This window comes from Paramicrobacterium agarici (assembly GCF_002563955.1).
GTDB lineage: Bacteria > Actinomycetota > Actinomycetes > Actinomycetales > Microbacteriaceae > Paramicrobacterium > Paramicrobacterium agarici.
Genome location: NZ_PDJE01000001.1, coordinates 388,532 through 405,699 on the forward strand (window position 1 = coordinate 388,532; position 17,168 = coordinate 405,699).

General features: G+C 65.7%; 19 protein-coding genes. 4 read left to right on the forward strand and 15 right to left on the reverse strand.

The window, feature by feature from the left end:
• Window positions 1-6: 6 nt before the first annotated feature.
• The 9 genes from ATJ78_RS01930 to hemE all read right to left on the reverse strand — a co-directional run bounded on the left by ATJ78_RS01930 (window position 7) and on the right by hemE (window position 7,383).
• The gene (locus ATJ78_RS01930; RefSeq protein WP_098406057.1) at window positions 7-858 is read right to left on the reverse strand and encodes a uroporphyrinogen-III synthase; all 852 of its coding nucleotides are present in this window, start codon (window positions 856-858) and stop codon (window positions 7-9) included.
• The gene (hemC, locus tag ATJ78_RS01935; protein WP_098406058.1) at window positions 855-1,859 is read right to left on the reverse strand and encodes a hydroxymethylbilane synthase; all 1,005 of its coding nucleotides are present in this window, start codon (window positions 1,857-1,859) and stop codon (window positions 855-857) included. The genes ATJ78_RS01930 and hemC overlap by 4 nt, the downstream gene beginning before the upstream one ends.
• Window positions 1,856-2,896, reverse strand: a complete 1,041-nt coding sequence (locus ATJ78_RS01940) for a ferrochelatase (protein WP_098406059.1) — start codon at window positions 2,894-2,896, stop codon at window positions 1,856-1,858. The genes hemC and ATJ78_RS01940 overlap by 4 nt, the downstream gene beginning before the upstream one ends.
• Complete coding sequence (gene hemQ, locus ATJ78_RS01945; RefSeq protein WP_098406060.1) at window positions 2,893-3,627, reverse strand: hydrogen peroxide-dependent heme synthase; 735 nt, start codon at window positions 3,625-3,627, stop codon at window positions 2,893-2,895. The genes ATJ78_RS01940 and hemQ overlap by 4 nt, the downstream gene beginning before the upstream one ends.
• A gap of 83 nt (window positions 3,628-3,710) precedes the next feature.
• Window positions 3,711-3,929, reverse strand: a complete 219-nt coding sequence (locus tag ATJ78_RS01950; RefSeq protein WP_098406061.1) for a DUF3618 domain-containing protein — start codon at window positions 3,927-3,929, stop codon at window positions 3,711-3,713.
• The gene (locus ATJ78_RS01955) at window positions 3,919-4,314 is read right to left on the reverse strand and encodes a phage holin family protein (RefSeq protein ID WP_098406062.1); all 396 of its coding nucleotides are present in this window, start codon (window positions 4,312-4,314) and stop codon (window positions 3,919-3,921) included. The genes ATJ78_RS01950 and ATJ78_RS01955 overlap by 11 nt, the downstream gene beginning before the upstream one ends.
• A gap of 12 nt (window positions 4,315-4,326) precedes the next feature.
• Window positions 4,327-4,689, reverse strand: a complete 363-nt coding sequence (locus ATJ78_RS01960) for a hypothetical protein (protein ID WP_098406063.1) — start codon at window positions 4,687-4,689, stop codon at window positions 4,327-4,329.
• A gap of 109 nt (window positions 4,690-4,798) precedes the next feature.
• A complete protein-coding gene (hemG, locus tag ATJ78_RS01965) occupies window positions 4,799-6,271 on the reverse strand; it encodes a protoporphyrinogen oxidase (RefSeq protein ID WP_098406064.1) in 1,473 nt (490 codons plus the stop codon).
• The gene (gene hemE, locus ATJ78_RS01970; RefSeq protein WP_098406065.1) at window positions 6,268-7,383 is read right to left on the reverse strand and encodes a uroporphyrinogen decarboxylase; all 1,116 of its coding nucleotides are present in this window, start codon (window positions 7,381-7,383) and stop codon (window positions 6,268-6,270) included. Before hemE ends, hemG begins: the two co-directional genes overlap by 4 nt.
• Before the next feature lie 95 nt (window positions 7,384-7,478).
• On the opposite strand from hemE, the gene ATJ78_RS01975 reads away from it, so the two are divergent.
• Window positions 7,479-8,846, forward strand: a complete 1,368-nt coding sequence (locus tag ATJ78_RS01975) for a glutamyl-tRNA reductase (RefSeq protein WP_245836367.1) — start codon at window positions 7,479-7,481, stop codon at window positions 8,844-8,846.
• A gap of 60 nt (window positions 8,847-8,906) precedes the next feature.
• Here the strand turns inward: ATJ78_RS01975 and ATJ78_RS01980 are convergent, their stop codons facing one another.
• Window positions 8,907-9,209, reverse strand: coding sequence for a DUF4190 domain-containing protein (locus ATJ78_RS01980; RefSeq protein WP_098406066.1), 303 nt, complete (start codon window positions 9,207-9,209; stop codon window positions 8,907-8,909).
• A 137-nt stretch (window positions 9,210-9,346) separates the two neighbouring features.
• A complete protein-coding gene (locus ATJ78_RS01985) occupies window positions 9,347-10,732 on the reverse strand; it encodes a glycine--tRNA ligase (RefSeq protein WP_098406067.1) in 1,386 nt (461 codons plus the stop codon).
• A gap of 110 nt (window positions 10,733-10,842) precedes the next feature.
• On the opposite strand from ATJ78_RS01985, the gene ATJ78_RS01990 reads away from it, so the two are divergent.
• Window positions 10,843-11,271: an NUDIX hydrolase gene (locus ATJ78_RS01990; protein WP_245836168.1), complete on the forward strand. Its 429-nt coding sequence runs from the start codon at window positions 10,843-10,845 to the stop codon at window positions 11,269-11,271.
• Between the two features lie 11 nt (window positions 11,272-11,282).
• On the opposite strand, the gene ATJ78_RS01995 is transcribed toward ATJ78_RS01990, so the two are convergent.
• Window positions 11,283-11,897 carry a TetR/AcrR family transcriptional regulator gene (locus tag ATJ78_RS01995; protein WP_098406068.1) on the reverse strand — a complete coding sequence of 205 codons (615 nt, stop codon included), beginning with the start codon at window positions 11,895-11,897 and terminating at the stop codon, window positions 11,283-11,285.
• Window positions 11,898-11,934: 37 nt separating this feature from the next.
• Between ATJ78_RS01995 and ATJ78_RS02000 the strand changes: the two genes are divergently transcribed.
• Both ATJ78_RS02000 and ATJ78_RS15845 read left to right on the forward strand, forming a co-directional pair.
• Window positions 11,935-12,240: a hypothetical protein gene (locus ATJ78_RS02000; RefSeq protein ID WP_211288410.1), complete on the forward strand. Its 306-nt coding sequence runs from the start codon at window positions 11,935-11,937 to the stop codon at window positions 12,238-12,240.
• Complete coding sequence (locus ATJ78_RS15845; protein WP_156088583.1) at window positions 12,237-12,389, forward strand: hypothetical protein; 153 nt, start codon at window positions 12,237-12,239, stop codon at window positions 12,387-12,389. Before ATJ78_RS02000 ends, ATJ78_RS15845 begins: the two co-directional genes overlap by 4 nt.
• Window positions 12,390-12,533: 144 nt before the next feature.
• On the opposite strand, the gene ATJ78_RS02005 is transcribed toward ATJ78_RS15845, so the two are convergent.
• The 3 genes from ATJ78_RS02005 to thrC all read right to left on the reverse strand — a co-directional run bounded on the left by ATJ78_RS02005 (window position 12,534) and on the right by thrC (window position 17,105).
• Complete coding sequence (locus tag ATJ78_RS02005) at window positions 12,534-14,753, reverse strand: NADP-dependent isocitrate dehydrogenase (protein ID WP_098406069.1); 2,220 nt, start codon at window positions 14,751-14,753, stop codon at window positions 12,534-12,536.
• A 99-nt stretch (window positions 14,754-14,852) separates the two neighbouring features.
• Window positions 14,853-15,611, reverse strand: coding sequence for a hydroxyacid dehydrogenase (locus ATJ78_RS02010; protein WP_245836169.1), 759 nt, complete (start codon window positions 15,609-15,611; stop codon window positions 14,853-14,855).
• A gap of 72 nt (window positions 15,612-15,683) precedes the next feature.
• Window positions 15,684-17,105, reverse strand: coding sequence for a threonine synthase (gene thrC / locus ATJ78_RS02015; RefSeq protein WP_098406071.1), 1,422 nt, complete (start codon window positions 17,103-17,105; stop codon window positions 15,684-15,686).
• Between the last annotated feature and the right edge of the window lie 63 nt (window positions 17,106-17,168).

The following is a 17,168-nucleotide window of genomic DNA, read 5'->3' on the forward strand; positions in this document are numbered from 1 at the left end:
GAGCCGCTATTTGGCGTTGCGCTCGTCGACGATGCGGATCGCCGACGTGATGGCTTCGCTCTGCTTCGACGACCGCACGGCCTCGTCGAGCCCGCCCGACTCGACGACGCGCACGACGCTGTCGAGCAGCGCTTCGACGGTCTGCCGCGGCGACACGATGTGCACCGTGAGGCCAGCCTGCTCGGCATCCTTCGCCGTTCTCGGACCGATCGCGGCAATGAGCGTCGTGGGCGGCAGCGGACTGAACTGCTCGACGACCTGCTCCGCAACGGAGCCCGAGGTCACGAGGATCGCGTTCGTGCGCCCGCTCGCGACATCCTCGAGCACCTTGGGAGTGACGGGCTCGCCAACGGTGCGGTACGCGATGACCGAGCGGACGTCGTGCCCGGCATCCATGAGGCCCTTCGAGAGCACCGGTTTGGCGATCTCGGAGCGCAACGAGAGAAACTTCTTCGGCTCGGATTCAAGCGCCGTGAGCTGCGCCACCATGCCCTTTGCCGAGTTGTCTTTCTCGGGAAGCAGATCGACGTGGTACCCGACCGCCTGAAGAGCGGCCGCCGTGGTCTCGCCCACGGCCGCGATCTTCGTCGTCGACGGCACCTTGACGCGCTGGCTGTAGAGCACGTCGACGGTCGTGGCGCTCGTGACCGTGAGCCAGTCGAACGCTCCGGCGGCGAGGTCGTCGAGCGCAGTGCTGAGCGTCTCGGGCTCGGAGGTGGCGGCGAAGTTGATCATGGGGGCGATGACGGGGGTAGCACCTCGCTCGCGGAGCTCTGCCGCGACATCATCTCCCCAGGGGCCGCCTCGCGGCACCAGAACACGCCAACCCTTCAGTGGCTTGATCGGAGCTGTAGTCATGATTCCCTCAACGGTGCGATGTCAGCCGCTCCAGCGGCTAGGAGAGCATCGGCCAAATCTGCTCCCGCGCGTGCCGCGCGCTCGCGAAGCGCGCGGGCGCGATCAGAAGCAGTGGCCGAGCCCGGTGCATGCTCACGCGGTCGAACATCGCCGATGCCGACGGTGATGCTGTGCGTGCGCATGTCAGATCCGTCAAGCGCGTACACACGCGCTGTGACGACGAGGTCGTCGCCTGAAATGACGGCGTGCGCGCCGACGGGAGCCGCGCAGCCGGCTTCGAGACGGGCGAGAACGCCGCGTTCTGCGCTGGCGACAGCGTCGGCATCGATATCGTGCACTGCCTCAAGCGCACGATGCAGCGGTGCGTCGGCCTCCAGCGTCTCGAGATCCCCCGAGCGCACCTCGACGGCGAGCACCCCCTGTGCCGGAGCGGTGGGCCAGTCCACGAGGTCGAAGTATTCGGTCACGCGTTCGGTGAGCTCGAGTCGAGCGAGCCCTGCGGCCGCGAGCACCACCGCGTCGAGCTCTCCGGAGTCCACAAAGCCAAGGCGGGTTCCCACGTTCCCGCGGATGTCCACGACCTCGAGATCGGGACGACGGTGCTTGAGCTGGGCAATGCGGCGCGGGGAGCCTGTGCCAACGCGGGCGCCCTCGGGAAGCTGCGCGAGCGTCAGCCCGTCGCGGGCGCACAGCGCGTCGCGGGCGTCTTCGCGCTCGGGAACAGCGCCGACGGCGAGACCGGGGTGGGATGCTGTCGGAAGGTCCTTCATCGAGTGCACGACGACATCGCACTCGTTGTCGAGCAGCGCCTCCCGCAGCGCGGCGGCGAACACTCCCGTTCCGCCGAGGCTCGAGAGCGACGCACGCGACACGTCGCCGTGCGTGGTGACGCGCACGAGCTCCGCCTCCACGCCAACCGCGGCACCGAGACGCCTCGCGACGCCACCGGCCTGAGCCGTCGCCAGCGCGCTTCCGCGAGTGCCGACCAGCAGGCTCGTCATCGTGTGTTTGTCACCGCCGATGTGAGCGCGGCACCTTGCGAGGGGTGGTCGGGCCACGGTCCCAACGCGGTTTCGTGCGGGCGCTCGGAGTCGGGAACGTCGTTGATGCGCTCGAGAAGCAGGTCGACGAGTCCCGTCACGTACGCCGGGTGGATGCCGGGCGTGGGCACCCGAATCGCACGAATGCCCTTCGCGGTCGCGGTCTCCATGGCTTCGTTGTCGAGGTCCCAGATGACCTCCATGTGGTCGCTCACGAAACCGATCGGCACGATGACGAGACCGTCAACGCCGTCGAGCTGCTCGATGGCGTCGTTAATGTCGGGCTCGAGCCACGGCGTCGCCGGGTTGCCCGACCGCGACTGGTAGACGAGGCTGTGCGGCGCGGCGCTTCCGACGCCGCGCATGATGGCCTCAGCGACGGCGAGATGCTGAGCCTCGTACGCCCCGCCCTCACCGTACTCGGGCCCCGATTCTGTTGCGGCGGCAGTCGGGATCGAGTGCGTCACGAACATGACGTGCGTGTTCGCAGCATCCGCCAAATCATCAAGGACCGAACGCACACCTTCGACGAACGGGGCCACGAAACCGGGGTGGTCGAAGAATTCACGGATGCGGCTGAGGCGGACCTCGTCGCGCAATCCGGTCTCATCGAGGGCGCGCTCGAAGTCTTCGTGGTACTGCTTGACGCCGGAGTACGAGGTGTAGGCGCTCGTCACGATGACCAGCACGTCGCGCTTGCCGTCGGCGTGCAGTTCGCGGAGGGCGTCGGTGAAGTACGGGTCCCAGTTGCGGTTGCCCCAGTACACGGGCAAGTCGATCCCGCGCGTGGCCAGTTCGGCCTCAAGCGCGACCTTGAGCTCGCGGTTCTGCTGGTTGATGGGCGAGACCCCGCCGTGGTGGCGGTAGTGAACGGCGACCTCCTCGAGGCGCTCTTCGGGGATTCCCTTTCCCCGCGTGACGTTCTTGAGGAACGGAATGACGTCGTCTTGTCCCTCGGGGCCGCCGAAGCTGGCGAGCAGAATAGCGTCGTAGCTCACGACAGAACCTCCGCGATCTCAGATGTCTCAATGCGGCGCCCCGTGTAGAAAGGCACCTCTTCACGCACGTGCATTCGTGCCTGTGTGTAGCGCAGTTCGCGCATCATGTCGACGAGCTCGGTGAGTTCGTCTGACTCGATCGGCAGCACCCATTCGTAGTCGCCGAGCGCGAATGCCGCAACCGTGTTGGCGATGGCGCCGCGGAAAGCGGCGCCCTTGCGCCCGTGATCCGCCAGCATCTTCGACCGGTCCTCGTCGGGCAGCAGATACCAGTCGTAGCTGCGCACGAACGGATAGACGACGATCCAGTCCTTGGGCGCGAGCCCCTTGAGAAAGCCGGGAACGTGCCGCTTGTTGAACTCGGCGTCGCGGTGGCAGGCCATGGCGTTCCACGTGGGCAGGAGCGGGGCGATGAGCCCGGTGCGCCGCAGCACGCGAAGCGCCGCCTGGATGTCTTCGGCGCGGTCGCCGTGCAGCCAGACCATGAGGTCGGCGTCGGCCTTGAACCCTGAGACGTCGTAGAAGCCGCGGATGGTGACTCCGAGATCGGCCGCTGTGGCGACGGCGTCATCGAGTTCTGACGCCGAACCATCGGTAACGGTCACGGGTGAGTCGGGGTTTCGCCGGAAGACAGCCCAAAGAGTGAAACCGCTGAGAGGGAGGTCTTCCTGCGCTGAAGTGGAGGCGTCGTGGGGGTTCGACGATGCCTTCTGAGAGGCAGGTGCAGTCATGCTCTCCATGATCGCTCACGACCCTGCGCAGAGCAAAATGGCTGACGACCGGGCGAGCGCCAGGCGCAAAGACCGGCGTCAGCCTATTTGATGACGGCGCGAACGACAGCCCACACCCCGAGCCCGACAGCGGTCGCCACTCCTGCAGCACCGGCGACGAGCGCGGCGGGATTCTGCTCGCGCAGCCTCTCATACGTGGCTTTCGCCTGCTTCGGAACGTTGAGCTTGTCTTCGATGGCATCGAGCGTCGCCGCGAGATCGGCACGCGCTTCGGCCGTTGTCGGCAGCTTCTCAGCGGTCATAGGAGCCCATTCCCTTCAGCGCGTCGACGTCTTGCTTCACGCTCTCGACGGGGTTCGGATCTTGACCGATCTTCTTGAAGAACGACAGACCGACGAGCGCCAGAACCACGGCGATGAGCACAAAGACGACGAACACGATGAGCGCGGCAAGCCACGCGGGGAGCACGAGCGCGAGTGCGAGGATCCCCACGGCGACAAGCACGCCGATCGCGAAATAGATGAAGATGAGCGCACCGACGAAGAACCCTGCGCCGATTCCGGCGTACTTGCCCATGTGAATGGCTTTGGTCTTCGCCTGCTCGATCTCGGCCTTGATGAGGTCGGTGATCAGCCCCGGCAGGGAGCGCACGAGCGAAATGAGAGATTCGTTGCTGCGGTCAGTCATCGTCGAACCCGCTTACTTGGTGCGCTTCGTCGATGATGACGCGTCACCAGACGCCGCACCGCGCTCGCTCACATCGTCAAGCTCGTCCGCCGTCGTCTTCGCAGCCGAGATGGTGGAATCGAGCTTCTCGCCGGGAGTCGCATCCGACGCGAGCGTCGTCACGACCTTCTTGGCACCCGAGGCCAGCACCTTCGGAACCTCAGAGACGCGAGCCTTTGCGAAACCCTCGACTTTGGCCACCTGCTTCTGCACAGGTTCGGTGTTCCAGATCTTCTCCCACCCAGACTTGATCTGCTCATAACGCTTGCGTCCGGCTCGGGTTCCCAGCACATAACCGGTCGCCAGACCGGCCACGAACAGTACTTTCCCCTTCATGTCGCCTCCCTGTCGTCGCGTCGCGAATGTCTCCAGCGTAACGCCCTCAGAGCGCTGGCACGAAGGCTTGCGAAAATTCCTATTCCCTGCCAGGCATAAACGGACGCCGTCACTCGCCGTCGAGCACCTCGGAGATGATGCGTCTGCGCACCCGCCCTGCGGCGGACGCAGCATCCGGAATCACTGACGCCAGACCCGTGCCACTCAGCCATGCCCCCGTGATATCGAGTCCCGGAATGTCCGTGACGGCGTCGCGGACGCCGCTGGCGCGCTCCTTCTGACCCGCGAACGCGCGCGGAAGCGTCGATTGCCACCGCGTGCGCAGCGTCTCGACAACGTCGTCTGCGGCGATGTTCACGCCGAGCATGGCGGTCGCCTCTGAGCGCGCAAGCTCGGCGATCTGCTCGTCGTCGAGGCCGTCGAGAGGGCTTCGCTCCCCCGCTCGCCCGAAAGACACGCGCACGATGTGGCGATGGGGAACGTCGATCTCGGCGGCAAGCCACGGCCATTTGGCGCTGCTGTGTGTGAGCGCCTTGGCGGTTCTGCCAGCTGACGCAGCGGTGAGAACGCCGGTGCCGCGCGGGCGGGCGTCAAGCGCAGCATTGTCAATCGCGAGAGTCACGATGTCGACGACGGGAGCCTCTGCGGCGGCGGGCACCGCGATCTCGGGAACAACGTCGTGAAGCAGCTCGGTCGCCACGCCCTCTGGAGTCGCGACGATAACGGCCTCCGACTCGAGCACGAGCGCCTCGGCCTCTGCGTCAGAGTCTGCCTCGGACTCCGAGGGCGTCTCTGCGTGAACGCGCCACTGCTCGTCGCCGAGGTGCTCCAGTCGCGTCGCCCGCGTCGAGGTGAGCACGCGCACCTCGTAATTGGCAAGAGTCGCAAGAAGCGCGTCGACGAGCACGCGCATTCCGCCGGCGAATCCGCCGACCGCAGAACCCGCCGGTGCGTTGTCGCGCAGGGTCGCCACGGCACCCGAAAGCGAACCAGCAACGGTGAGCGCGTTGTTGAGTCCGGGCGCGGCTCGCGCGACGTCGAGCTGCGCCGGGTCGGCCGAGTAGACGCCGTTCGTCACGGGAGCGACGAGGTTCTCGAGCACAGCCCGGCCCATGCGCTTCTCGACGAGGGCACCCAAATTGCGCTCGGTGCCGATCGTCAGCACGGGCTTGATGCGATCGACGTAGGCACGCACGGCGCCGGACCACCCGATGATGCGCCTCACGTCGTCGGCGAGGGGATTCGAGGGGATGCCGAGAAGCCCGGCCTTAGGCAGCGGGGCTGCATCGTCGCCGAACGCGAGCCACGCACCCTCGGGCGACGGGGCGACAACCGCATCCGCCAGCCCCAGCTCGTCGATGAGATCGCGGACCGTTCCACCGCGGGTCGCGAAGCTCTCGGCACCCGTGTCGACGTCGACGCCCGCGATCTGCTCGGTGCGGATGCAGCCGCCGACTCGCGCGTCAGCTTCGAGCAGCGTGACACTCACGCCGATTCGCGCGCACTCGTACGCGGCGACGAGGCCGGCGATGCCACCGCCGACGACGGTGACGCGACGATCGCTCGGAACACCGTCCATCATCGGCCGTGCACCAGCTCGACGAGTCGCGTCAGAACCTCGGGGTCCGCATCCGGAGGCACGCCGTGCCCCAGGTTCAGCACGTGAGCGGGCGCCGATTCCCCGCGGAGCAGCACCTCGACGACGTGCTGCTCAAGCACGTTCCACGGCGCGAACAGCATTGACGGGTCGACGTTCCCCTGCAACGGCACGTCACCGCCGAGCCGCTGTGAGGCGACGTCGAGCGGCGTCTTGTAATCGATGCCGACAGTATCGGCGCCCACCTCGTGCATGACGGTGAGCAGTTCGCCCGTTCCGACGCCGAAATGAACGATCGGTACGCTGTGCGACTCGCCGCCGCGCGCGTATTCGATGTCGTGCACATACTCGAGCGTGCGAGCGGATGCTGGCGCGACGCTCTCGCTGTAATCGGTGAGCGAGAGGCTGCCCGCCCACGAGTCGAACAGCTGAGCCGCCGACGCCCCCGCGAGCACTTGAGCGCGCAGGAAGCGTCCCGTCACGTCGGCGCACCAGGCCATGAGGCGCGACCAGGCGTGCGGGTCGCTGTGCATGAGGGCGCGGGCGCGCATGTGGTCCTTGCTCGGGCCGCCCTCGACCAGGTAGGCCGCGAGTGTGAAGGGCGCGCCGGCGAAACCCACGAGCGGGGTCGGTCCGGCGGTGCCGGCAACGTTCTCGAGCTCCGCGACCGTGAGCCGCACGGCCTCCGCGACGGGCGCGAGTGCCTCGTCGAGCACCGCGGGATCAAGCGACACCAAGGCGTCGAGTTCGTCATTCGTGCGCACGGGCGTCTGCATGACGGGCCCCTTGCCCGGAACGATCTCGACGTCGACGCCAACGAGCTTGAGAGGAACGACGATGTCCGAGAAGAACACCGCGGCGTCGACCTTGTGCCTGCGCACCGGCTGCAGCGTGATCTCGCTCGCCATCTGCGGATTGAGGCATGCGTCGAGCATCGCCGTCCCCGCGCGCAGTTCGCGGTATTCGGGCAGCGATCGGCCCGCCTGGCGCATGAACCAGACGGGCGTCGTGTCTGGCCGGTCCCCGCGGTAGGCGCGGATCAGTCGAGAATCGTGTGTGAGGCCCGCCGCGAGCGGGTGGCCGGAATCGAGATGCACTCGCTCATTCTCTCAAAGTCCCCTGCCATCTGCGTTCTTCTACACGGCATAGAACATTTGCACAGGATGTACGGGTTACCATGGAGCACGTGCTCATGAGTCTGACGGCGAGTCACAAGAACGCGTCCTTCGATCTGCTGGAACACCTGTCTTCGCAGGCCGACGCGAACGCTGTCGTCTCGCGCGTCACCGAGAGCTCCGACGTCGTCAAAGGCGGCATCCTCGTCTCGACCTGCAATCGCTTCGAGCTGTATGTCGATGTCGATGACCAAAGGCCGGATGCTGTCGCGCACGCCCTGCGCGAGGCGACGAGCGCAGTCGCCGACGAGTGTGACCTTCCCGCAGAGACGCTGTCGTCAACGTGGCACGTCACAACCGAGCACGGCACCGCCGAGCACCTCTTCTCCGTGGCCTCCGGTCTCGAGTCGGTCGTCGTCGGCGAGGGCGAGATCGCCGGGCAGGTGCGCCGCTCGCTCGAGCGGGCCCGAGCTGCGGGCACCACGACATCTGATCTTGAGCGGCTCTTTCAGCACGCGTCGAAGACGTCACGCGGAGTGAAGAACCGCACACCGCTCGGACGCGCCGGACGATCGATCGTTCGCCTCGGGCTCGAACTCGCGTCGAGCCGTGTCGCCGACTGGGCGGCAGCGCGGGTGCTTCTCGTGGGGACAGGCGCGTATGCGGGAGCGAGCCTTGCGGCACTGCGCGATCGCGGCGTCACCGACGTGCGCGTGTTCTCGCCGTCCGGCCGCGGCGCGAAGTTCGCCGCGAACCACGGCATAGCCCTTGTCGAGCCCGATGAGCTGCACACTGCCATCGCGTCAAGCGACGTCGTCGTCACGTGCACGGTGACCGAGGGCTACGTTCTCGATGCCGAGCTGCTGCAGCGCGCGCGCATCGACTTTGCCCTGTCGCACACGAAGGCGCACGTGCACGACGCCCTGCACCGCGACGAGACCCCCGGGTGCCCCGTCAACCACGACGCCTACCAGCTGGTGATCGACCTCGGCCTTCCGCGCAACGTTAATCCGGATGTGGGCGGCGTGTACGGCGTCGAGCTGCTCGACCTCGAGACCATCCGCATCCACGCCCCGCTCGAAGAGCTGCAGGCCACCGACACTGCTCGGGCGATTGTCACGACGGCCGCGCGCAACTTCGCTCGCAGCGCTGCCGAAGAGTCGCTGACTCCCGCCGTCGTCGCACTGCGGCGCAATGCGCACCGCGTTCTCGATGAAGAGATCGCCCGGGTCCAGCGCACCGACCCCGATGGCGTTGCCGCGGCTGCTCTTCGTCACATGATGGGCCGGCTGCTGCACAAGCCGACGACTCGCGCCCGTGACTTCGCTCGCGACGGCGAGCACGACCGCTACATCGATGCGCTCGGCGTTCTGTTCGACATCGAGGTCGAGACCGACGCGGATGCTGCCGCGCAGCGCGCCGCAGATGACGAAGCCGCCTCGTAGCCCCCTGACTTAACAAGTTCGGGCCCCGCCGAAGCGGGGCCCGAACTTTTTCGCTCTCGATCAGTACGAGTAGGTGTCCATCTGCGTTGCCACAGAACCGAGAAACGCTACAACGATGATGATGTAGATAATCGTGATGACGAGGGACGCAAGCCCGATGATCACACCAGCGATCGCGAGCCCGCGACCCTTCTCGCCCGTCTTCTTGATCTGCGACAGCGCAACGAAGCTGAGGATCGCGCCAACGATGTTGACGATGAACGCCAGGATGAACCCGACGATCGCCATGACGTTGTACTTTTCCTGAGGTGCAGGCGCTCCCTGGTAGGGGTTCGGTGCGGGAGGAGGAGGTGTCTGAGACATTCGTGGGTTCCTTTCTCACGTGTGCGCTGCACCAGCATCCGACTAGACGTGGCGCACACAGACGTCTTGTGATTCAAGAGTGGCCTACGGGCGTTCGACGCGTCAACAGGGAGAACTCCCCATGCTCGCGCGTGCGGTTATGCGCCCTTGAGCCTCTCGGCAAGATAGCCGGACAAGCGGTCGAGCGACACGCGCTCCTGCGACATGGTGTCGCGGTCGCGCACCGTCACCGCCCGGTCGTCGAGCGAGTCGAAGTCGACGGTGATGCAGAACGGCGTGCCGATCTCGTCCTGCCGGCGGTATCGGCGACCGATTGCGCCGGCATCATCGAAGTCCACGTTCCACTGCTGGCGCAGCGAGTCGCCCACCTCACGCGCAAGCGGAGAGAGCTTCTCGTTGCGGCTGAGCGGCAGCACGGCCGCCTTGACCGGGGCGAGCCGTGGGTCGAGCTTCAGCACCGTGCGCTTGTCGACGCCGCCCTTGGTATTGGGCGCTTCGTCTTCGGTGTACGCGTCGACGAGGAACGCCATCATCGAGCGCGTCAAACCGAACGAGGGCTCAATCACGTACGGAATGTAGCGCTCACCGGACGCCTGGTTGAAGTAGCTGAGCTCGGTGCCCGACGCATCCGAATGGGACTTGAGGTCGAAATCGGTGCGGTTCGCGACGCCCATGAGCTCACCCCACTCACTGCCCGTGAAACCGAAACGGTACTCGAAGTCGATCGTCCCCGCGGAGTAGTGGGCGCGCTCGTCTTCGGGAACATCGAACTGGCGCATGTTGTCGGGGTTGAGCCCTAAGTCGATGAACCAGTTCCAGCAGGTGTCTACCCACGTCTGGAACCACTCGCCCGCGTCTTCGGGGGCCGTGAAGAACTCGATCTCCATCTGCTCGAACTCCCGAGTGCGGAAGATGAAGTTTCCGGGCGTGATCTCGTTGCGGAACGCCTTGCCGATCTGGCCGATGCCGAACGGCGGCTTCTTGCGCGAGGCCGTGAGCACGTTGTTGAAGTTGACGAAGATGCCCTGCGCAGTCTCTGGTCGCAGGTAGTTCAGGCCTGCTGCCGAGTCGACGGGGCCGAGAAACGTCTTGACGAGGCCCGAGAACATCTGCGGCTCGGTCCAGCGGCCCTTGGTTCCGCAGTCGGGGCATGCGATTTCGCTCATGCCATCGCGCGGTGCGCGACCCTTCTTCTTCTCGAAGCCCTCGATGAGGTGGTCTTGGCGGTGCCGCTTGTGGCACTGCTGACACTCGACGAGGGGGTCGGTGAAGGTGGCGACGTGGCCCGAGGCCTCCCACACGGCCTTCGGCAGGATCACCGACGAGTCGAGTCCGACCATGTCGTCGCGCCCGCGCACGAAGTGCTGCCACCACTGTCGCTTGATGTTCTCTTTCAGCTCGACACCGAGGGGCCCGTAATCCCATGCCGACCGCGACCCGCCGTAGATCTCACCCGCTTGAAACACGAACCCGCGGTGGCGGGCGAGGGCGATGACGGCGTCGAGTCTGCTGGAAGCGGCCACGATGGCTCCTGAGTGGGTTGTAATGCGAGAACTGCCGGATTGCGCGGCAGACTTCAGTCTATCGACTGGCCCTGGTCTCTTCACATCTGCCGGAGGTGCAGACTGGTCGGGTGAGTATTGACGCAGCATCCTCTCAAACACTCCCCGACATCATCGTCTCGGCTGTCGCGATCATTCGAGATCGGCGCGTGCTCATGGTGACCGCCCGCGGTCGCGACGTCGTGTTCATGCCCGGCGGCAAGGTGGATGCCGGTGAGACACTGCTCGAGGCAGCGCAGCGTGAGTCGCGCGAAGAGATCTCGGTCGGGCTCATCTCGGACACCGTCCGTGAACTCTTCACGGTCGTGACGCAGGCTCACGGCGAGCCCGAGGGGCGCATGGTGCGCATGACGCTGTTTGCGGGAATTCCGGATGCTGAGCCGCAGCCGGCAGCGGAGGTCAGCGCCCTGCATTGGATCAGCTCCGCGGAGCTGCACCGGTGCCCGCCCGCGGGGGCCGAGGTCGTGCGTCGCCTTGCAGCATCCGGACTCATCGACTGAGGAATGCAACGCTACTGTGCGACGAGACCCCTCAGGTGCGTTTCAACGATACGGCGGCTCAGCACACTGAAATCGGGGTCAGACGCCAGAACGCCGTGGAGTAGCAGGCCATCGACGAGCGCGTGAAGACGGGCGATTTCCACGTTGGCGTCGAGGTCGTGGCGAAGCCTCCCCGATTGCAGTCCCGATGTGATCATTCGGCCGACGAGAGTTCGGAGTCCGTCATGCAGCAGGCCGATCGGGTGCGCCGTGTCGGCACGAGTTCGTGCGGCGACGGCGAACTCGAGCCACACGACCGCCTCGGTCTCTCGGGTCTCGTCGAGCGGCAGAACCTCGCAGAGCATGTCGACGGCCGCAGTCGTGCGCGCTTCTGCGGAATCGGCGGTACCGAGCGCGCCGAGATGCGATTCAAGCCGTGCCGTCGTGCGATCGACAAGCGTTTCAGCAGCGAACCGCAACAGCTCGTTGTGCCCGGCGAAGTAGTGGCGCACAGATCCAACGGCGAGCCCCGACTCTGAGGCGATGGACGCGAGTGTCGCGGCACGCAGTCCCCCGTGGGCGATGACGGCGAGAACGGCTTCGGCGATGGCGTCACGTCGAGCGCTAGCATCCACGATCTTGGGCATGCATCTTTTTTAGCAGACATGTGCTATTTTATTTAGCATGCTGTTGCCAATAAAAGATCACCACGGGCTCGAGACGGTCCTGAATGTGCTGCTCATTCGCTTTGGGATCATCGCTGCTGTCGTTGTCGCGATCATGGTCGGTCTGTTCGCGATTGCACTGTGGCTGCGCAGGCGCGGCAGGCTGGGAGACGCTTCGCGCCGCGTCGCCCCGCTCGCGCGCAAAGCCGCCGAGTATCGCTCGCGCCGCAGCCACGGTCGTAGCGATATCGTCTCGTCTGGGCTCTCGTCGCTCGCGTCCGCGCTCGAGCGCCACGACGACAAGCACAACGAACACGACCGATGACCATTCGCACGGTCATGTCGGTTCGCACAGGCCTTGTCGAGCACCTCATCGCCGACATGCTCATCAAGGCCGCGATCGTCGGCGTCAGCGTGGTCATCGTGATCGTGGCTATGGTGATCCTTTGGAAGACGGTCGGCCGCGGACGTTGACCCGGCGGATACTCCCCCTCGACCCAGGCTATTGCCGAAGGACGCTGCTCTGAACGGCTGAAAACCACCGAATTCGATAATTGCCCTGAAGGAGCGCAACGGCGGCCCTCCGAGGAGGGCCGCCGCTGTGCGTTGCGCTGACGATCAGTCGTGCAGCGTGTTCAGGATGCTGTTGAGCGTCGCCGACGGTCGCATGACGGCATCCGCCTTCGCCTCGTCGGGGCGGTAGTAGCCGCCCAGCTCAACCGGCGAGCCCTGAACCTCAATGAGCTCCTGCTCGATCTGGTCGGACTGCGCCTCGAACTTCTCGGCGATCGGCTGCAGCGCCTCAGCGAGCGGAGCATCGTCAGTCTGCTTCGCGAGCTCTTCGGCCCAGTAGCGCGCGAGCCAGAAATGGCTGCCGCGGTTGTCGCGCTCGCCTGCCCTGCGCGACGGCGACTTGTTCTCGTTGAGGAACGTTGCTGTCGCAGCATCCAGGGTCTCGCCAAGCACTGCCGCACGCCGGTTGTCCCGCGCACGCGCGAGGTGGCGGAATGACTCGGCGAGCGCCATGAACTCACCGAGCGAGTCCCAGCGCAGGTGGTTCTCTTCAACCAGTTGCTGTACGTGCTTGGGCGCAGAGCCGCCCGCGCCGGTCTCGAACAGGCCACCGCCCGCGAGCAGGGGAACGACAGAGAGCATCTTGGCGCTCGTGCCGAGCTCGAGGATCGGGAACAGGTCGGTGTTGTAGTCGCGCAGCACGTTTCCCGTTACCGAGATGGTGTCTTTGCCCTCGCGGATGCGGTCGATCGAGAGCTTCGTGGCCTCGATCGGCGAGAGAATGCGGATGTCGAGACCGTCGGTGTCGTGTTTGGGCAGCTCGTCGTTGACCTTGGCGATGAGCTCGGCGTCGTGCGCGCGCGTCTCGTCGAGCCAGAACACCGCCGGAGTGTCAGAGAGGCGTGCACGCTCGACAGCGAGACGCACCCAGTCACGCACGGGGACGTCCTTTGTCTGGCACGCGCGCCAAATGTCTCCGGGCTCGACATCGTGCTGCAAGAGCACGTCGCCGGCCTGGTTGACCACCTCGACCGAACCGGCGGCGGAGATCAGGAACGTCTTGTCGTGGCTGCCGTACTCCTCGGCCTTCTGCGCCATGAGTCCGACGTTGGGCACCGAGCCCATGGTCGTCGGGTCGAAAGCGCCGTTCGCCTTGCAGTCGTCGACGACGGCCTTGTAGACGCCCGCATACGAGCTGTCGGGAATGACGGCGAGCGTCTCGGCGGGATTGCCCGCGGCATCCCACATGATTCCGCCACCGCGGATCATCGCGGGCATCGAGGCGTCGATGATGACGTCTGAAGGAACGTGCAGGTTGGTGATGCCCTTGTCGGAGTTGACCATCGCGATCTGCGGTGCGTTGGCGAAGCCCTCGTCGACGGCAGCGCGAACGCCATCAGCCACGTCGGCGGGGAGCGCGTCAAGACCGGAGAGGATGCCGCCAAGGCCATTGTCTGGCGTGAGCCCCGCCGCGGCCAACTGCTCGCCGTACCTCTCGAAGACGGCGGGCAGGACAGCGCGAACCACGTGCCCGAAGATGATCGGGTCGGAGACCTTCATCATGGTGGCCTTGAGGTGCGCCGAGAACAGCACGTCTTCGCGCTTGGCGCGCTCGACCTGCTCGGCGAGGAATGCGTCAAGCGCCTTCGCGCTCATGAACGTCGCATCGACGATCTCGCCCTCGAGCACGTCGAGACCGTCTTTCAGAACGGTGACGCCGTCTGAGGTGACGAGGCGAATCTGCAGCACGTCGTCGGTCGCGAGGGTGACGGACTTCTCGTTGTGACGGAAGTCGCCCGAGTCCATCGTGACCACGTCGGTCTTGCTGTCTGCACTCCACTCACCCATCGAGTGCGGATGCTTGCGCGCGTACTCCTTGACCGAGCGCGGTGCCCTTCGGTCGGAGTTGCCCTCACGCAGCACGGGGTTGACGGCGCTTCCCTTGACGCTGTCGTATCGAGCTCGAATATCGCGCTCGTCGTCGGTCGACGGCTCGTCGGGGTAGTCGGGAAGCGCGACGCCCTGCGCCTGAAGCTCGGCGACGACGGCCTTGAGCTGCGGCACGGAGGCCGAGATGTTCGGCAGCTTGATGATGTTCGCTTCCGGGGTCTTCGCCAGCGCACCGAGCTCAGCGAGTGCGTCGGCTTCGCGCTGCGCCTCGGGCAGGAGGTCGGAGAACGCGGCGATGACGCGTCCGGCGAGCGAGATGTCACGCGTCTCGACCTCGACGCCGGCCTTGCTTGCGAACGCCTGCACGACAGGCAGGAACGAGTGGGTCGCGAGCATGGGAGCTTCGTCGGTGTGCGTGTAGATGATGGTCGCCATAGATGTACGCTTCCTCAATCTCTGGGATGTCAGGTCCGCTGCGGGGTCTGCGCGGGGCACCACTACAAAACTACCCGACATGCGGGCGCTCTGCGCTCGTCAGGCCGCGGTGCCGAGGCTTTCAAGCGTCACGGGGTGCGTAAGCGGCTCGCCCGCCGCAATGCGCCGCAGCTCGGCCACCTCGACGTCGATCATCCTGTCGACCTCGCTCCCGACGGAGCCCGCGATGTGCGGGGTCAAGATGACATGAGGATGCTCGTAGAACGGGTGATCCGCGGGAAGCACCCACGGCGTCGTCACGTCGAGAACAGCGTAGAGGTCTCCGCAAAGCACGCGCTCGACGAGAGCATCCTGATCGATGATCGAACCGCGCGACGTGTTGATGAGGGTGGCGCCCGGCGGCATCCCGTCGATCAGCGACCGCGAGAGCATCCCCTCCGTCGATGGAAGCGCGGGCGCGTGCACCGAGACGACATCGCACGTAGCGCACAGCTGATCGAGGCTCGCCGGGGCGACACCGAGGGCCTGAATCTGGTCATCGGTGAGGGTCGGATCGAAGAGAACCACGTCGAGATCAAAGGGCCGCAGCAGCTCGACGACGCGCCGCCCGATGCGCGACGCCCCGACGATTCCCACGCGCCGGCGGTAGTTACCGACGACGCCCAGCTGGGCTTGGTCGATGAAGGCTCGCTCGGCGCGATACTGACGAGCGATCGGCAGAATCCGTTTGTTCGCCACAAGGATCATCGCGAGGGTGTACTCGGCGACGGGCAACGCGTTCGCGTCGACGGCCGACGACACCTCGATTCCACGCTCCCAGACCTCGGGCGCCAGTAGCTCCTTGACCGAGCCGCCCACGTGCAGAAGCTCGAGTCGAAGCGCCAGCGAGGTCTACGCTCTCAGATCCCAACACTCACCGGCATTCTGGAATCAGCGGAGGGCGAGCTCCTCAATGAGATCACGGAGCCTGCGCTCGTCGTTCGGCAGCTTCGTCACACGCTGTGGAGCGTCGAGGAGAGCCTGAGTCTCGGCATCGGGCTCGACCGGAGAGCCGAGCGCCTCACTGATGGTGTCCGAGAACTTCTCGGGCTTTGCCGTCTCAAGCACGAGCATTGGAACACCCGGCTCCACGTGGTCACGCGCAACCTTTGCACCGTCTGCCGTGTGCGGGTCGAGTACGACACCATTGCTCTTCGCAAACGCTCGGATCGTGTCGAGACGGTCCTGGTGCGAGCTGGTCCCGCTGACAATCCCGAACTCGTCAGCGAAGCGCTCCTGCTCACTCGAGAGATCGAACTCGCCTTCAGCGGCAAGCGCCGCCCAGGCAGCAGCCGTGCGCTCCGGGTCCCGCCCGAGCAGGTCAAACACGAAGCGCTCGAGGTTCGACGCCCTCGATACGTCCATCGATGGGCTCGACGTCGCAAGAGTATCTGCAGCCGAACGCGGACGATACCGCCCGGTGCGGAAGAACTCGTCGAGAACGTTGTTCTCGTTCGTCGCGAGCACGAGCTTGCGCACGGGAAGCCCCATGAGGCGAGCGTAGAGACCCGAGAGGATGTTGCCGAAGTTGCCGGACGGCACGGCAAACGACACCTCGAACCCGTCGCGCTTCTCGGCGGGCACGTCATCGGTCACGCGCAGCCATGCCCACACGTAGTACACAATCTGCGCAGAGATACGGCCGAAGTTGATGGAGTTGACGGCGCCGATGTGGTGCTCACGCTTGAACGCGAGGTCTTCGGCGAGGCTCTTGACGAGGTGCTGGCAGTCGTCGAAGACGCCCTCGACCGCAATGTTGTGAATGTTGTCGTCGTGCAGCGAATACATCTGGGCGCGCTGGAACGGACTCATGCGCCCCTGCGGCGAGAGCATGAACACCGAGATGCGGTCGCGTCCGCGCAGCGCGTGCTCGGCAGCGGAGCCCGTGTCGCCCGACGTCGCGCCAAGCACGTTGAGCACGTCGCCCAAGGTCGCGAGCACGTACTCCAGCGCTTCACCCAGAAACTGCATCGCCATGTCTTTGAACGCGAGCGTCGGCCCTTCTGAAAGTCCGACGAGCGTCATGCCGTCTCCGATGTCGGTGAGCGGCACCGCGCGGTCTGACGCGTACTTGGCCGGATCGTACGCTGCACGGCACAGGCGCGCGAGGTCATCGCGCGGAATCTCGGTAGCGAAGAGGCCGATCACCTCGGTCGCGAGCTCGGAGTAGCTCAGCGAGCGCCACCGCTCAAGATCGCCGCCGATCTGCGGCATCCGCTCGGGAACCGCAAGCCCGCCGTTCGGTGCGAGACCCTCCACGAGAATGTCGCTGTAGTGACCGATCGTTCCCCCGCGTGTGGAGATGTATTGCACGGACGGTGCCCTTCGTTCTCGCCTGTTCCGGTGCCCTGCGCACACGAACGCCTCGGCGCCCAT

Excerpts from the sequence above, each read along its gene's own strand:
- ATJ78_RS01930 (WP_098406057.1), bottom strand. The coding sequence starts at position 858 with ATGACTACAGCTCCGATCAAGCCACTGAAGGGTTGGCGTGTTCTGGTG.
- hemC (WP_098406058.1), bottom strand. The coding sequence starts at position 1,859 with ATGACGAGCCTGCTGGTCGGCACTCGCGGAAGCGCGCTGGCGACGGCT.
- hemQ (WP_098406060.1), bottom strand. The coding sequence starts at position 3,627 with ATGACTGCACCTGCCTCTCAGAAGGCATCGTCGAACCCCCACGACGCC.
- ATJ78_RS01950 (WP_098406061.1), bottom strand. The coding sequence starts at position 3,929 with ATGACCGCTGAGAAGCTGCCGACAACGGCCGAAGCGCGTGCCGATCTC.
- ATJ78_RS01955 (WP_098406062.1), bottom strand. The coding sequence starts at position 4,314 with ATGACTGACCGCAGCAACGAATCTCTCATTTCGCTCGTGCGCTCCCTG.
- ATJ78_RS01960 (WP_098406063.1), bottom strand. The coding sequence starts at position 4,689 with ATGAAGGGGAAAGTACTGTTCGTGGCCGGTCTGGCGACCGGTTATGTG.
- hemG (WP_098406064.1), bottom strand. The coding sequence starts at position 6,271 with ATGATGGACGGTGTTCCGAGCGATCGTCGCGTCACCGTCGTCGGCGGT.
- ATJ78_RS01975 (WP_245836367.1), top strand. The coding sequence starts at position 7,479 with ATGAGTCTGACGGCGAGTCACAAGAACGCGTCCTTCGATCTGCTGGAA.
- ATJ78_RS01980 (WP_098406066.1), bottom strand. The coding sequence starts at position 9,209 with ATGTCTCAGACACCTCCTCCTCCCGCACCGAACCCCTACCAGGGAGCG.
- ATJ78_RS01995 (WP_098406068.1), bottom strand. The coding sequence starts at position 11,897 with ATGCCCAAGATCGTGGATGCTAGCGCTCGACGTGACGCCATCGCCGAA.
- ATJ78_RS02000 (WP_211288410.1), top strand. The coding sequence starts at position 11,935 with ATGCTGTTGCCAATAAAAGATCACCACGGGCTCGAGACGGTCCTGAAT.
- ATJ78_RS15845 (WP_156088583.1), top strand. The coding sequence starts at position 12,237 with ATGACCATTCGCACGGTCATGTCGGTTCGCACAGGCCTTGTCGAGCAC.
- ATJ78_RS02005 (WP_098406069.1), bottom strand. The coding sequence starts at position 14,753 with ATGGCGACCATCATCTACACGCACACCGACGAAGCTCCCATGCTCGCG.